The sequence below is a fragment of the uncultured Porphyromonas sp. genome (assembly GCF_934359325.1).
Taxonomy (GTDB): Bacteria; Bacteroidota; Bacteroidia; order Bacteroidales; family Porphyromonadaceae; genus Porphyromonas_A.
On sequence record NZ_CAKRLH010000029.1, the window covers coordinates 1 to 13,233 of the forward strand.

Annotated in this window: 11 protein-coding genes; 3 read left to right on the plus strand and 8 right to left on the minus strand. The window is 56.6% G+C overall.

Features of this window, described 5'->3' with window-relative positions; all coding sequences use genetic code 11:
• Positions 1–76: 76 nt before the first annotated feature.
• Both Q0F21_RS02290 and Q0F21_RS02295 read left to right on the plus strand, forming a co-directional pair.
• Positions 77–1,255, plus strand: coding sequence for a glycosyltransferase (locus tag Q0F21_RS02290; RefSeq protein WP_297237010.1), 1,179 nt, complete (start codon positions 77–79; stop codon positions 1,253–1,255).
• 154 nt (positions 1,256–1,409) lie between these two features.
• The gene (locus tag Q0F21_RS02295; RefSeq protein ID WP_025081786.1) at positions 1,410–2,291 is read left to right on the plus strand and encodes a fructose bisphosphate aldolase; all 882 of its coding nucleotides are present in this window, start codon (positions 1,410–1,412) and stop codon (positions 2,289–2,291) included.
• Positions 2,292–2,369: 78 nt separating this feature from the next.
• On the opposite strand, the gene Q0F21_RS02300 is transcribed toward Q0F21_RS02295, so the two are convergent.
• From Q0F21_RS02300 to Q0F21_RS02335, 8 genes are all read right to left on the minus strand, one after another.
• On the minus strand, positions 2,370–3,431 hold the full coding sequence (locus Q0F21_RS02300) for an NAD(P)-dependent alcohol dehydrogenase (protein WP_297237012.1): 1,062 nt from the start codon (positions 3,429–3,431) through the stop codon (positions 2,370–2,372).
• Positions 3,432–3,566: 135 nt separating this feature from the next.
• Positions 3,567–5,036 carry a bifunctional UDP-sugar hydrolase/5'-nucleotidase gene (locus tag Q0F21_RS02305; RefSeq protein ID WP_297237013.1) on the minus strand — a complete coding sequence of 490 codons (1,470 nt, stop codon included), beginning with the start codon at positions 5,034–5,036 and terminating at the stop codon, positions 3,567–3,569.
• Between the two features lie 9 nt (positions 5,037–5,045).
• Entirely contained in the window at positions 5,046–5,237 is a 192-nt protein-coding gene (locus tag Q0F21_RS02310) for a hypothetical protein (RefSeq protein WP_297237015.1), read from the minus strand.
• 2 nt (positions 5,238–5,239) lie between these two features.
• Positions 5,240–6,370 carry a TlpA disulfide reductase family protein gene (locus Q0F21_RS02315; RefSeq protein WP_297237016.1) on the minus strand — a complete coding sequence of 377 codons (1,131 nt, stop codon included), beginning with the start codon at positions 6,368–6,370 and terminating at the stop codon, positions 5,240–5,242.
• A gap of 82 nt (positions 6,371–6,452) precedes the next feature.
• Positions 6,453–7,571 carry a TlpA disulfide reductase family protein gene (locus tag Q0F21_RS02320; RefSeq protein ID WP_297237018.1) on the minus strand — a complete coding sequence of 373 codons (1,119 nt, stop codon included), beginning with the start codon at positions 7,569–7,571 and terminating at the stop codon, positions 6,453–6,455.
• A gap of 63 nt (positions 7,572–7,634) precedes the next feature.
• Positions 7,635–8,732, minus strand: coding sequence for a TlpA disulfide reductase family protein (locus Q0F21_RS02325; protein ID WP_297237020.1), 1,098 nt, complete (start codon positions 8,730–8,732; stop codon positions 7,635–7,637).
• A 35-nt stretch (positions 8,733–8,767) separates the two neighbouring features.
• On the minus strand, positions 8,768–10,258 hold the full coding sequence (gene gltA, locus Q0F21_RS02330) for an NADPH-dependent glutamate synthase (protein WP_297237022.1): 1,491 nt from the start codon (positions 10,256–10,258) through the stop codon (positions 8,768–8,770).
• Positions 10,255–11,088 carry a sulfide/dihydroorotate dehydrogenase-like FAD/NAD-binding protein gene (locus tag Q0F21_RS02335; protein WP_297237024.1) on the minus strand — a complete coding sequence of 278 codons (834 nt, stop codon included), beginning with the start codon at positions 11,086–11,088 and terminating at the stop codon, positions 10,255–10,257. Before Q0F21_RS02335 ends, gltA begins: the two co-directional genes overlap by 4 nt.
• A 335-nt stretch (positions 11,089–11,423) precedes the next feature.
• On the opposite strand from Q0F21_RS02335, the gene Q0F21_RS02340 reads away from it, so the two are divergent.
• On the plus strand, positions 11,424–12,917 hold the full coding sequence (locus tag Q0F21_RS02340) for a helicase HerA-like domain-containing protein (protein WP_297237026.1): 1,494 nt from the start codon (positions 11,424–11,426) through the stop codon (positions 12,915–12,917).
• Positions 12,918–13,233 lie beyond the last annotated feature (316 nt).

A 13,233-nucleotide genomic window follows, 5' to 3' on the forward strand; every position in this document is an offset into this window, starting at 1 on the left:
CGCTCGGATTGCGCGAGAGTGTGCCAAATAAGTATATTTGTGCAGTAATCGGAATGATCACACACGAGAGCGAGATATGTACGGGCTTTTCAATGACAGCTTCCAGCCGGCAGTAGATGGGGTAGGCACTGTCGTCTATAATAATGCGATCCAGATGTATAATATGGGGCGTGACGTGCACGTCGTAGTCCCGTACTCTAAGGGAGAGCCGGAGATGCCTGAGCCCTTCCCGATTACCCGCATCCCCTCGGTGCCCGTGCCCCCCCGACCCCCTTACTCAGTGGGACTGCCCTTTATACCCACGCGTGCGTCACGTGAGGTGTATCATCTGCCCTTTGATCTCATCCACTGCCACGCTCCCTTTACGACGGGACGGATGGGACGTGTGATTGCTCGCAGACGGGACATCCCCTTCATTGCCTCCTTCCGCTCCAAGTATAAGGATGACTTCTACGGTGCGACCAAGAGTCGCTTTATCTCTGATGTGGCTAAGGACTGGATCATGGAGTTTTACCGCCATGCCGATCAGGTCTGGATCACCGACGAGTCGATCCTGGAGACGATGCATGAGTATGGATTTAGGGAGAAGCGAGGGCAGATCGCTGTGGTGCCTAATGGCGTGGAGACCGTCAGCGAGGACTGGTCTGTGCTCCGTGAGCGGAAGCGTCGGGAGCTGGGACTGGACGACGAAACGCCGCTCTTCCTCTTCGTCGGTCAGCAGATCCGGATCAAGAATGTCGGGATGATCCTCGACAGTCTCGCCCTGCTGGGGGATAGGAAGTTCCTCTTCTACTCCCTCGGGAGTGGTGTGGCGCGTGGGAAGTTTATCGATAAGGCTAAGAGCTTAGGTCTGCAGGATCGGGCGATATTTCCCGGGACGATCAAGGACCGGACCGAGCTCTTCTCCTACTATGCGGCGGCGGATCTCTTCCTCTTCCCCTCGCTTTACGACACGTATGGCAATGTGATCCGTGAGGCGGCGCTGATGCATACGCCCAGTCTCTTGCTGGAGGGAACCACCTGTGCTGCGCCCTTCCAGGACGGGGTCAACGCCTTCATCGCCAAGCAGAATGATCCGCGTGTCTATGCGGATAAGATCATAGAGACGATCCGAGACGTGGAGGGACGGCAGCGAGTGGCGGAGCGGATCCCTCACACGATCTCTCGCACCTGGGAGGATGTGGTCGGTGAGGTGGTCGATCGGTACGACCAGCTGATCGCACACCATGAGAAGCGTGGGCGATTTAGACTATAAAGAGAGGTTAAAAGTGCTATCATCCGAAAAGATTTCAGGAACTATGGCTTCGCGAGTCTGAGAAAATTTGTATCTTTGAGGATGGAAAGGGACCAGTCCCTACAGTGACAAGACACTATAATAGCTCCAATCAATTTATATAAGGTAAAAAGAGATGAACAAGGAACAGCTAGAACAGATGAAGAACGGCAAGGGCTTTATTGGTGCCCTTGACCAGAGTGGTGGCTCTACGCCCAAGGCACTGAAGTCCTACGGTCTGACCGAGGATGCCTGGAGCAACGAGACGGAGATGTTTGAGCTCATCCACGAGATGCGCACCCGTATGATCAAGAGCCCCGGCTTTGCTGAGCATAAGATCATCGGTGTGATCCTCTTCGAGCGCACCATGCGCGGTGAGATCGACGGTAAGAAGACCCCGGACTACCTCTGGGACAACCTCCACATCGTTCCTTTCCTTAAGGTCGACAAGGGCCTCTGCGAGGAGAAGAACGGCGTACAGCTGATGAAGGACTTCCCCGGTCTCGACGACCTCTGCGAGGATGCTGTGAAGCACAACATCTTCGGTACCAAGGAGCGCAGCGTCATCAAGCAGGCCAATGAGGAGGGTATCAAGGCTATCGTGGCACAGCAGTTTGAGTGGGGTAAGAAGATCCTCTCTCACGGTCTGATGCCGATCCTCGAGCCCGAGGTGGACATCCACTGCCCCGATAAGGCTAAGGCTGAGGAGATCCTCAAGCGCGAGATCCTCGCTCATCTCGACGAGATGGACGAGCCCGTTATGCTCAAGATCACTCTCCCGACGGTAGACAACTTCTACAAGGAGATCATCGAGCACAAGAATATCGTCCGTGTCGTAGCCCTCTCCGGTGGCTACAGCCGCGAGCACGCCAATGAGCTGCTGGCTAAGAATCACGGCATCATTGCTTCCTTCTCTCGCGGTCTCGCTGAGGGACTCTCTGCACAGCAGAGCGATGAGGAGTTCAATAAGACCATCGGTGCCTCTATCGATGGTATCTATGAGGCCTCTATCAAGTAAGCTGTAGACCTATAAAGAAGAGAAGGTCTCCACCCGGATTCGGATGGAGACCTTCTCTTCTTTATACTATTAGGTAGGTTACTTATTGACCACTACGATCGGCTTGATCAGGTCTGCAGGCTTATCGCGCATAAGCTGGAGTGCCTCGGGAAGCTTGTCCCAACCCTCGAAGACATGGGTGCAGAGCGGCTTCAGGTCGAGACGACCGAAGGAGACGAGGCGGGCAAGCTTCTCCATACGGAGACGACCGCCGGGCATCAGGCCGCCATTGATCTGCTTGTGTCCCATACCGACACCCCACTCGACGCGGGGGATGGAGATGGTGTCGCCCTTGCCGAGGTAATTGACGTTACCGATCTTACCGCCGGGCTTGAGTGCCTTGACAGCCTCTGAGAAGGTGTCCACCGTACCGCCGGCCATGCAGATCTTGTCCACACCCTTGCCGTCCGTCATGGCGAGTACCTGTTCGGCGATGGGGCCGTCCTTGTAGCTGATGAAGTCAGTGGCGCCGTAGCCCTTGGCAGCCTCGACGCAGACGGGGCGGGTCCCGACGGCGATGATCCGGGAGGCTCCGCGGAGGGCGCAGCCGGCAACGGACATGAGACCCACAGGACCGATACCGATCACCAGTACCACGTCGCCAAACTGTACATCAGCCAGCTCCACAGCGTGGAAGCCGGTCGGCACCATATCGCTGAGCTGGGTCGCCTCGACGGGGTCAAAGCCCTCGGGGAGGTGTGCCAGGTTGCCGTCCGCGTCATTGACGTGGAAGTACTCGCCGAAGACACCGTCCTTGAAGTTGGAGAACTTCCATCCTGCCAGCATGCCGCCGCTGTGCATAGAGTAGCCGGCCTGAGCCTCGAGAGAGTTCCAGTCGGGAGTGATGGCCGGTACGATGACCCGATCACCGGGCTTGAAGTCCTTGACCAACTCGCCCACCTTGACCACCTCTGCACTGCACTCGTGACCGAGGATCATATTGTGACGGTCGCCTATGGCGCCCTCCCAGAGGGTGTGTACGTCGCTGGTGCAGATCGCTACAGCGAGCGGCTTACAGATGGCGTCCATAGGACCACACTCGGGGACAGGCTTCTCGATCCAGCCCGCTTCCCCGATCCTTAGCATTGCGTATCCTTTCATGATGATAGATAGATTGTAAAAGTTAGGAAATGAATGGGTTTCTTATTTGATGAGGTAAATGTAGCGAAAAAAAAGAGTTCGTAGTATCGATTATCGGGCGAATTACAGAATTGATTCTGTAATTAACAATTCCCCTTACTCCTCCACCGTGAAGAGGGTGATCCGGTGCTCCTCGGAGTAGTCCGGGGTGACCAGATGGCGACTGAGGTAGTCAATGATCGCCTCCTCGGTAGTCCGGTGCTCGTCCCTGACCCTCGACTTGTCTCCATAGGAGTAGACCGATGCGGCATAGCTGCTGAGTGCGACCTTGTATGTCCGATCAGGATCGAGCGGCTGGTCGGCGTCGTCCAGGAGCGTGATCCCCTCCAGTCGCCCGTCAGCACCGAGTGCGTAGGTGACATGGAGCCCGGACGGTACGATCGGTCGCCGGTCGTCGAGCTCGTCGTAGCCGCTCTCGAAGAGCCGGAGCAGCTCCGCCGGAGTGAGCTCGACGGTCATCATCTGATTGGAGAAGGGGTCCAGCGTATAGATGTCCAGCATCGAGATCGGTCCGGGAGCGATGGAGTCGACGCGGATGCCGCCGGGATTGGTGATGGCAAAGTCTGCTCCGGTCACCTCACGGAAGGCATCGGTCATCAGGTAGCCCAGCTCCTCCTTGCTCATCAGTCCTGTCTCGGTGGTGGCGAGTGACTTGTGCATCTCAGGATTGGCGTAGTACTTGTCGACCAGTGCCCTCATGGCGGGCTGCTCACTGCCACCCTCGATGATTGGGATGAGACGTGAGCTGCGGGCAATGACTCGCCGGTCGGGACCGAGAGTGAGGTCTGTCAGCGTGCAGTAGTGGAGCTTAGAGCCGGCCTGAGTGATCAGGATCCCATTCTCATACAACTCCTTGTCTATCTTGGTGTGCGAGTGCCCGCCGATGATCAGGTCTACCACGCCAGTGGGTAGTGCCTTGGCGAGCGCTTGGTCGTGGCGGATGCCGTAGTGATTGAGGAAGAGGAGCACATCCACGCTGTCCCGCATCCCGAGGTGGCGCTCGTAGCTCTCCATAGGCTCGTGGAAAGTAAATGGGCGTACTTTGTCGGGATGAGAGTCGGGGATGCCGAGCTCATTGATGAAGAGGAGTGAGATGATCCCGATGGTGTAGCCGTTCTTCGTCCTCAGCGTCATCCTCGGGAGGATCGGCAGGTCCGCTGTCGGCTCCATATTGGCGCAGAGGAAGGGGAAGGTGGCTTGGCTTGTGAGGTAGGCGAAGCCCTCCCGCCCCGTGTCAAACTCGTGATTACCCACCGCAGAGGCGGCGAAGCCGATCCGATTCATCATATCGATCATCGGCCAGCCCTTGGGTTCGTACTGGTCGTTGAAGGGATTGCCGGTCTGATTGTCTCCTCCTGAGAGCACCAGGAGCTCGGGGTACTCCTTACGGAGACTGTCGACGATGAAGGCGAAGCGCGGCATTCGCTCGATGCCGGCATGCATGTCATTGACCGACAGTATGCGGACATGGTTGCCGGACTTGTGGTGCGATGAGACACCACAGCCTCCGAGGAGGAGGGAGAGTAGTGCAGCGGTGATCAGGGTTAGTCGATTAGAGTGAATCATTGTTTCTCATTAGCTATGGGTTACAGACAGTCTCATCCCCTCCTCGAGTGGTCCATCCGGTGCCACCTCAAATCCATTCTCATCCCTTGCGATCCATCCGCTCAGGTGCTTTCCCTCCTCGCCTGCCCAGGTATGGACGGCATCTCTCACGACGGCACCGGCGAAGAGGGTCACCGTCCGACCATTGACTACTACCCTCATGATTACAGATCCAGCTCAGTGATTGTCTCCATAAGCTTAGCCGGCTGATAGCCGCGGAAGACGATCTCACCCTCCGGACTGATCAGGATCAGGGTCGGGATGCCGAGGACGCCATAAGCATCGTAAGAGACATTGTCCTTGTCGAAGATCGTCTCCCAGCTGATCCCGAGGCTCTCCTTGGCTCGGTCGTTGTCTGCCTTAGACTTCTCACGCACGCCGATGCTCAGCACGCGGAGCGTCTTGCTGTGCTCCTCGGAGAGCTGCTTCAGCTCTGGCATGGCCTGTCGGCAGTAGACGCACCAGGAGGCCCAGAAGTCTAACAGCAGATACCGCTTGCCATCCATATAGTCGCTGAGCCTGACGCTCTCTCCCTCTCCGTCCGGGATCTCAAAGCCCCCCTTGTAGGGCTTACCGACCGAGGTCTCCAGCGCATTCTTTGCCTTACTATACCGCTCCGTATTCTTTGCGTCGCTGCGCACGAGGTCAGAAGCTCCATCGTAGAGAGCCACATACTCCGCCTCATCGGCATAGTCTAGCTCCTTAAATAACAGTGCCCCCACGAGGTCATCATGGTGGCTCTCGTAGTACTTTGCTGCAATGGCGCTGCGGATACCGGCGCTCTCCACACGGACCTGATCGATCTGAGCTTGGATCTCACGAGACTCCTTCGGGTCGCTTGCTTGCTGGAGCTGTTTCTCAAGCGACTCCCGTTCGGCTGCGAGTGCTTTTGTTTTCTCATTTACCTCTTTGGTAAAAGATGTGAGTGCGGCATTGAGACTGCTCGGATCCTCTGAGGTGATGGAGTAGGTCCCGCTCGGATCCTTGGTGAGAGTGAAGTCGCCGCTCTCCGGGATGAAGGGCAGCTCAATATCGCCCTGAGGAATCGAGAGCATCCCAAGGATCGAGTCTGAGGGAGTGCTACACCGGAGAGTGAAGCGGTTGGCCGTGATCTGTGTGGAGTCGGTGCCTATAGGGTCGGCGACGAGATAGACCATAGCACCCTCGAGCTCGGTCGGTAGCTCACTGCCTGTGACGGTGCAGGTCTCGCTGTTGCTCTGACAACCGCAGAGCAGTGCCATAAGCGCAAGTGAAGTGAGGTATTTCTTCATGACATTAAGTGAATCCTTTAGCATGATACAAAAAAAGAGGGATCGCCTCTCCTGCTGAGAAGCGATCCCTCAAATGTACTATTTTTCTTAGGAGAATGGGTCCAGCTTAGAGACCGAGCTCCTTGATCTTAGCGTCTACATCCTGCGGGCTGTGACCACGGTAGACGATGGTGCCCTCGGGATTGATCAGGAGGAGTGTCGGGATACCGAGGATGCCGTACTCCTTGGTCGACTGGCTCTCCTTGTCGAAGGCAGTGTTCCAAGTGATGCCCAGCTCCTCACGAGCGGCATCATTGACCTCCTTACTTTTCTCCCAGACACCTACGCTGAGGACGTTGATGGTCTTGCTGTGATCCTTCACGATGCCGGCAAGGTGCGGCATAGCCATGCGGCATGGTCCACACCAGGAGGCCCAGAAGTCAACCAGCAGGTACTTCCCCTCCTCCATATAGTCGGAGAGCTTCACGGTCGTACCCTCGCCGTCGCTGATCTCGTAGTCTCCCTTGTAGGGCTTGCCCTCAGAGGTCTCACGAGCGACAATGATCGTTTCGTACTGATTCTTGAGATTCTTATCCGCCTTTACCACATCGGAGGCAGACTCGTAGGCAGCGATGAAGTCGTCATCGCTCTCCATCTGGATCTTAGAGAAAGCTACGGCACCGATCACGTTGTCCTTATTAGACTCGTAGTACTTACGGGCGAGGGCGTTATTGGCCTCGGCGTACTCCTTGTCGAGCTCCTGCATCTCAGCACGCAGCTTGTCAGCAGTCTCAGCATCGACGCCCTCCTTGTCGAGCTCCTGATACTTAGCCCTGTATGCCTGAGAGATCGGGGTCAGAGCCTCGTCCATCTCCTTGGTGAAGTTCTTGTAGACGGCGTTGAGTGAGTTGGCTTCGTCAGCTGCAGTTATGGTGTACTTCCCATCCTCGCCACGGGTAAGGGTGAAGTCCCCCTCCTCGCGGACGATAGGGGCCTGGATCTGGGCGTCCTTGGAGACGAGATACCAGAGGTGGGTCGTGTCGATCTGGTCGGAGGTGAAGGCAAAGGAGCCGTTGCTTACCTGCACGGAGTCCTTATTGTCCTCATCGAGGATGAGATAGACATACTTCCCCTCCAGCTCCTCAGGAAGGTTGCTTCCCTTAAGCGAGAATTTTGGGCTGCTCTGGCATCCGGCCACAAGTACAAGCCCGGCGATCAGTGCGACGGTGCGTGTCAGTTTGTTCATGTTTGTGTATAAATAAGTGTGATGTTGTTATATTGTCAAGTGATGTCTGACAGAGAGCCTGGATCAGAGCCCAAGCTCGCTGATCTTATCGGAAATCTCATCCGGTCGATTTGTCTTCAGGACAATAGTACCCTCCGGACTGATCAGGATCAGGGTGGGGATACTCTTTACCCCGTAAGCATCGGCAAGTGAGGACTTGCTGTCGAAGAAGGTGCTCCAGGTCATCCCGAGCTCCTCTCGAGCCTTGGCGTTCGCCTCAGGAGTCTCATTCAGTCCCCCGACGCTTAGGACGTTGATCGTCCCTGCGTGGCTCTTGGCGATCTCCGCCAGGTGGGGCATCGCGGCACGGCAGGGACCGCACCAGGAGGCCCATACATCGACGAGGAGATACTTCCCGTCCTCCATGTAGTCGGAGAGCTTCACGCTCTTGCCCGTCTCGTCGGTCATCGTCACATCGGTGTAGGGACTACCGGAGGCGGTCTTCAGTTCGCCCTTTTGCATGGCATAGAGCTTTTGCATGTCCTCGTTGGAGGTGACAGCTTCGCCCGCTGACTCATACATCTCGACAAATCCCTTCGGATCGGTCATCGGGTAGATGGAGAGGGCGAGGAGTCCAAAGGCATTGTCCTTATTATCGTCAAAGTACTCCCTGGAGAGCGCAGCCACCTTGGTATTGAAGTCGTCCGAGAGCTTTTCGCCCTTTGCTGAGATCTCCTCGGTGATCGTCCCGCCACCGGCCTGCACCTCCTGCATCAGCTGCTGATTGGCAGCCATGAAGTCGCCATAGAGGGCGTTGAAGCGGCTGTAGAGGGTGGTTACCTTCTTATTCAGCTCAGTGGAACCGGGATCGTAGGCAAAGTTGTCTCCGTCGACGACGAGTGTCGAGGTCCCCGGCTCGGAGAAGAAAGGCATCCCTTTACTCCCCATCAGGACGGTGTATATCTTGGTGGATGTCTCTTGTGGCATCGACACCTCGAATGAGCCGTCCTTGACCAGCGCTGAGTCGACCTTTGCCTGCCCATCATACAGGTAGACATACTGTCCCTCCATCTCGGACGGGAGGTCGGTGCCTCGCAAGACAGAGGTCTTGTCCTGCGAGCAGGCATGGAGACTCAGTGCGGTGAGTGCAAGTGATAGTGTAAGGAGTGAAATCTTTTTCATTATACTGTATCTATGGTGAAGTGTGGGTGGCAGGCTCATCTCTCCTGATCCATTAGGTAGGTATTCATCCCGGCTGCTGCCGTGCGTCCGTCCCCCATGGCAAGGATCACGGTCGCACCGCCGCGGACGATGTCCCCGCCGGCAAAGACGTCGCTCAGCTGGCTCTGATGCTTCTCCTCATCCACCTCGATGGTCCCATGGCTGCTGATCTTGAGCCCCTCGAAGTGGGTCGGGATGATAGGATTGGGCTGGACGCCGATGCTGACGATCACCTCGTCCACCTCCACGTCTATGATGTCTCCCTCGATCGGTATCGGTCGGCGGCGCCCGCCTTCGTCAGGCTCTCCGAGGCGCATGTGTTGGAGTCTCATCGTAGTGACGTGACCGCTTTCGTCGGCGAGGTACTCGACGGGATTGTAGAGGTTCATGAAGTCCACACCCTCCTCCTTGGCATGCTCGATCTCCTCGCGGCGAGCCGGCATCTCCTCCTCGCTCCGGCGGTAGACGATCATCGCGTGCTCTGCTCCGAGACGAAGGGCAGTGCGGACGGCATCCATGGCGGTATTGCCGCCACCGATGACTGCTACGCGCTTGCTGTGGTAGATCGGCGTGTCTGCTCCGGGGGTATTGGCGTGCATGAGATTGACGCGCGTCAGGTACTCGTTGCTGGACATAATACCGATGAAGTTCTCTCCCGGGATACCCATGAATCGGGGTAGACCGGCACCGCTACCGACGAAGATAGCCTTGAAGCCCTGATCTGCTAGATCCTCGTAAGATAGGGTCTTGCCGACAATGATATTGGTCTTAAAGTCGATCCCCATCTTCTTCAACTTGTCGATCTCGAAGTCGACGATCTCATTGGGAAGGCGGAACTCCGGGATCCCGTACCTCAGCACCCCGCCCAGCTCGTGGAGAGCCTCGAAGACGGTCACCGTGTAGCCCATCTTGGCGAGGTCGCTGGCGCAGGCGAGACCGGCAGGGCCGGAGCCGACGACAGCCACCTTGATCCCTTTCTTATCCGCACAGATCTGTGTCGCTGGGATCTTGCCGGAGGTGATCTGCTCCCGCTCCCAGTCGGCGACAAAGCGCTCCAGGAAGCCGATCGCCACCGCAGGGTCGCCGCTCTTGGTGTGGATGCACTTCGCCTCGCACTGCTTCTCCTGAGGACAGACGCGACCGCAGACTCCGGGGAGGGAGCTTGTCTCGTGGATCACGTCGATCGCTTCCTTGAAGTCTCCCCGCTCGATATTCTTGATAAAAGTAGGAATATTGATCGCTACCGGACAGCCCTCCATACAGGTGGGCTTGGCGCAGTCGATGCAGCGCTTAGCCTCTGCCATAGCAGTCTCTCGGGAGATCCCGAGAGCCACCTCCTTATTATTGTGTGCGCGGACCTTCCCATCCTGGGTCGGCATGACGGCACGTGGGAGTGCCATCCGCTCTTTCGTCTTCAGCTGATTCCGCAGATCAGCACGCCAGGCGGCCTTGCGCCGCTCTTTTACCAGTTCGTAGTCTACGTTCATCTCCTGCTAAAGTCTAAGTTTGCTTCTCTATTTTTCTGCTCCTCAATGGTCTTAAAGGCCCTCAGGCGCATCATCAGTTCGTCGAAGTCTACCTGATGGGCGTCAAACTCCGGTCCATCCACGCAGACAAACTTTGTCTCCCCTCCCACGGTGACGCGGCAGGCACCGCACATACCGGTACCGTCGACCATGATCGAGTTGAGAGACGCCAGGGTAGGGATCTTGTGCTTCTCCGTCGTGAGGGCGACAAACTTCATCATGATGGCCGGACCCACGCAGATAACCAGATCGACCGGCTCGCGCTCGATCACCTGCTCCAGTCCGAGGGTGACCACACCCTTCTGTCCCATTGTGCCGTCGTCCGTCATGACGATCGTCTCGTCGGCCACTTCACCGATCATGTCGTCCATGAAGATAAGGTCCTTAGTCCGAGCACCGAGGATAGCGATCACCTTGTTCCCCGCCTCCTTCATCCCCTTGATGCTGGGGAAGAGCTCCGCGATACCCACACCGCCACCTATGCAGACGACGGTGCCGTACTTCTTGATCTCCGTCGGCTTGCCGAGGGGACCGACGATGTCGGTGATCTCGTCGCCCACCTCGAGGTGGGTGATCTTCCAGGTCGACACGCCGGCCGCTTGTATGATCACCTCTATGAGACCCTCGTCGGGCCAGGTATTGGCGCACGTCACGGGGATCCGCTCACCCATCTCTCCGACGCGGAAGATGATGAAGTTGCCTGGTCGGCTCGACCGCGCTATCAGTGGCGCCTCTATCGTCAGTGCAGCCACTCGCTCGGAGATCTGCTCCTTCTTGACTATCTTATACATATTCGGCACAAAGTTAGTTACTCGTCCTCCTGCGGTTGAGGACTCGGTCAAATAGCGAGAACTAGCGACCCTCCACGGCTCCATATCTAGGGGATCCTGGATTGCCTCCACCTCTCTGTGCAACAAATGTAGCTATTTGTCCTTAAGATATAAAAACCTTCATTCCCAAAATACTATTGTAATCCCACTCTCTCATCCTATTTGCTCTCGAGAGTACGGCTGATTGGGGATAAATTGATAGATTTGTCACTGTCATGGACGTCACTTACGACGTCCTTCGGAGCTTGTATATATATGGTGTCTCTACTGAGGACCCATTACTCATCTGAATTACCATGCTGACAAGAGAAGGTATCCCCTATGTGGGGTGGACAGGAGAGCGACTGGTGAGCTTCCTGCCGGAGAAGATGAATCGCCACGGACTGATTGCCGGTGCTACAGGTACCGGTAAGACCGTTACCTGTCAGACCTTGGCGGAGACCTTTAGCGACCTCGGCAGCTCCGTCTTCCTGGTGGATGCCAAGGGAGACCTGACCGGGATGGGTCAGCCGGGTGGTAATAAGTCCTCCGTCACTAAGCGTGTGGACCAGTATGGTCTCCGGGGCGAGGGCTATGAGGAGAAGGGCTATCCGGTCCGCCTTTGGGATCCTTTCGGTGAGCAAGGGACCCCCATGCGTATGACCATCTCCGGCATAGGACCGATGCTCCTCGAGCGGATCCTGGAGCTCAATGACGTGCAGTGTGGTCTCCTGGAGATCGCCTTCCGGGTGGCGGATGATAATGGTCTCCTCCTCTACGACCTCAAGGACCTGCAAGCTATGCTGCGCTACTTGGCGGAGCACCGCAAGGAGATCTCCGCTACCTACGGCAACGTCTCCACCGCATCCGTCGGAGCTATCCAGCGCTCTCTCCTCAGGCTGGAGCGGCAGGGAGGGGATAGGATATTCGGCATGCCGGACTTTGACCCTAAGGATCTGCTTACCGCCGAGGGAGGGCAGGGGACGATTAATATCCTGGAGGCGAAGGAGCTGATGAAGTCTCCTCGGCTCTACAGCAGCCTGCTGGTCTGGCTTCTGAGCTCCTTCTACGACGATCTGCCTGAGGTGGGAGACCCTGACCACCCGGCGCTGGTATTCTTCTTCGACGAGGCACATTTGCTCTTCGACGACATCAATAAGCCGCTCCTGGAGAAGCTTACTCAGGTGATCAAGCTGATCCGCTCCAAGGGGGTAGGGATCTACTTCATCTCCCAGTCCCCATCGGACATCCCCGATGAGGTGCTGGGACAGCTGGGGAATAAGGTGCTGCATGCCCTGAGAGCCTACACCCCCTCCGATATGAAGCGAGTGAAGGCGGCAGCAGACAGCTTCCGCCCCAATCCTGACTTCGACATGGCAGAGACGATCCAGGCGCTGGGCACAGGAGAGGCGATCGTCAGCTTCCTCGATGATCACGGAGCACCAGAGATCTCTGAGAGAGTAAGCGTACTGCCCCCTCAGTCCTTCATCGGACCGGTGTCAGATGGAGAGAGGGAGGAGATGATCCGCCGCTCTCCTCTGGAGCGTATCTACCGAGAGAGTGTCGATCCGAGGAGTGCTTACGAAGACCTGGAGGAGAGGGCTGAGCAAGACAAGCTGGAGGAGGAGCAACGGGCAGAGGCTGAGAGGCGTGCCAAGGCAACAAAGGCGAGTGCTAAGCCTCAGGACGACCTCGCAGACCTGTTGGGAGGAATGCTTAAGTCGGCATCTCGTGCCATGGGCTCCAGCGCTGGGAGAGAGATCACGAGATCAATCTTCGGCACCCTGCTTGGCGGCAAACGCCGTCGGTGATAGACCGGACAAGTAGAGCCCTCTTTTGTCTTAAAATAAATTGACCGCGAGGGGACGGACTGCAAATTGGCATAAAATCAGTACATTTGCCAACCATAAAAGTACCCCTCGGCGTCATGTGCGACTCCGAGGGTACGATTACAGGTAAATAGCTCAGAAATCAATAATCACTACATACTTATAAGATACTGATGCAGAATAAAGGCTTAGTAAGGTGGACTACCATCCTCTTGATCCTGATCAGTGCCTACTACCTCTCCTTTACGGTAGTGGCATCGATCTATGAGGGTAAGGCTAAGGAGTATGCCCAGGGCGA

Coding starts and splice junctions, on each gene's coding strand:
- Q0F21_RS02290 (WP_297237010.1), top strand. CDS start 77: ATGTACGGGCTTTTCAATGACAGCTTCCAGCCGGCAGTAGATGGGGTA.
- Q0F21_RS02295 (WP_025081786.1), top strand. CDS start 1,410: ATGAACAAGGAACAGCTAGAACAGATGAAGAACGGCAAGGGCTTTATT.
- Q0F21_RS02300 (WP_297237012.1), bottom strand. CDS start 3,431: ATGAAAGGATACGCAATGCTAAGGATCGGGGAAGCGGGCTGGATCGAG.
- Q0F21_RS02305 (WP_297237013.1), bottom strand. CDS start 5,036: ATGATTCACTCTAATCGACTAACCCTGATCACCGCTGCACTACTCTCC.
- Q0F21_RS02310 (WP_297237015.1), bottom strand. CDS start 5,237: ATGAGGGTAGTAGTCAATGGTCGGACGGTGACCCTCTTCGCCGGTGCC.
- Q0F21_RS02315 (WP_297237016.1), bottom strand. CDS start 6,370: ATGCTAAAGGATTCACTTAATGTCATGAAGAAATACCTCACTTCACTT.
- Q0F21_RS02320 (WP_297237018.1), bottom strand. CDS start 7,571: ATGAACAAACTGACACGCACCGTCGCACTGATCGCCGGGCTTGTACTT.
- Q0F21_RS02325 (WP_297237020.1), bottom strand. CDS start 8,732: ATGAAAAAGATTTCACTCCTTACACTATCACTTGCACTCACCGCACTG.
- gltA (WP_297237022.1), bottom strand. CDS start 10,258: ATGAACGTAGACTACGAACTGGTAAAAGAGCGGCGCAAGGCCGCCTGG.
- Q0F21_RS02335 (WP_297237024.1), bottom strand. CDS start 11,088: ATGTATAAGATAGTCAAGAAGGAGCAGATCTCCGAGCGAGTGGCTGCA.
- Q0F21_RS02340 (WP_297237026.1), top strand. CDS start 11,424: ATGCTGACAAGAGAAGGTATCCCCTATGTGGGGTGGACAGGAGAGCGA.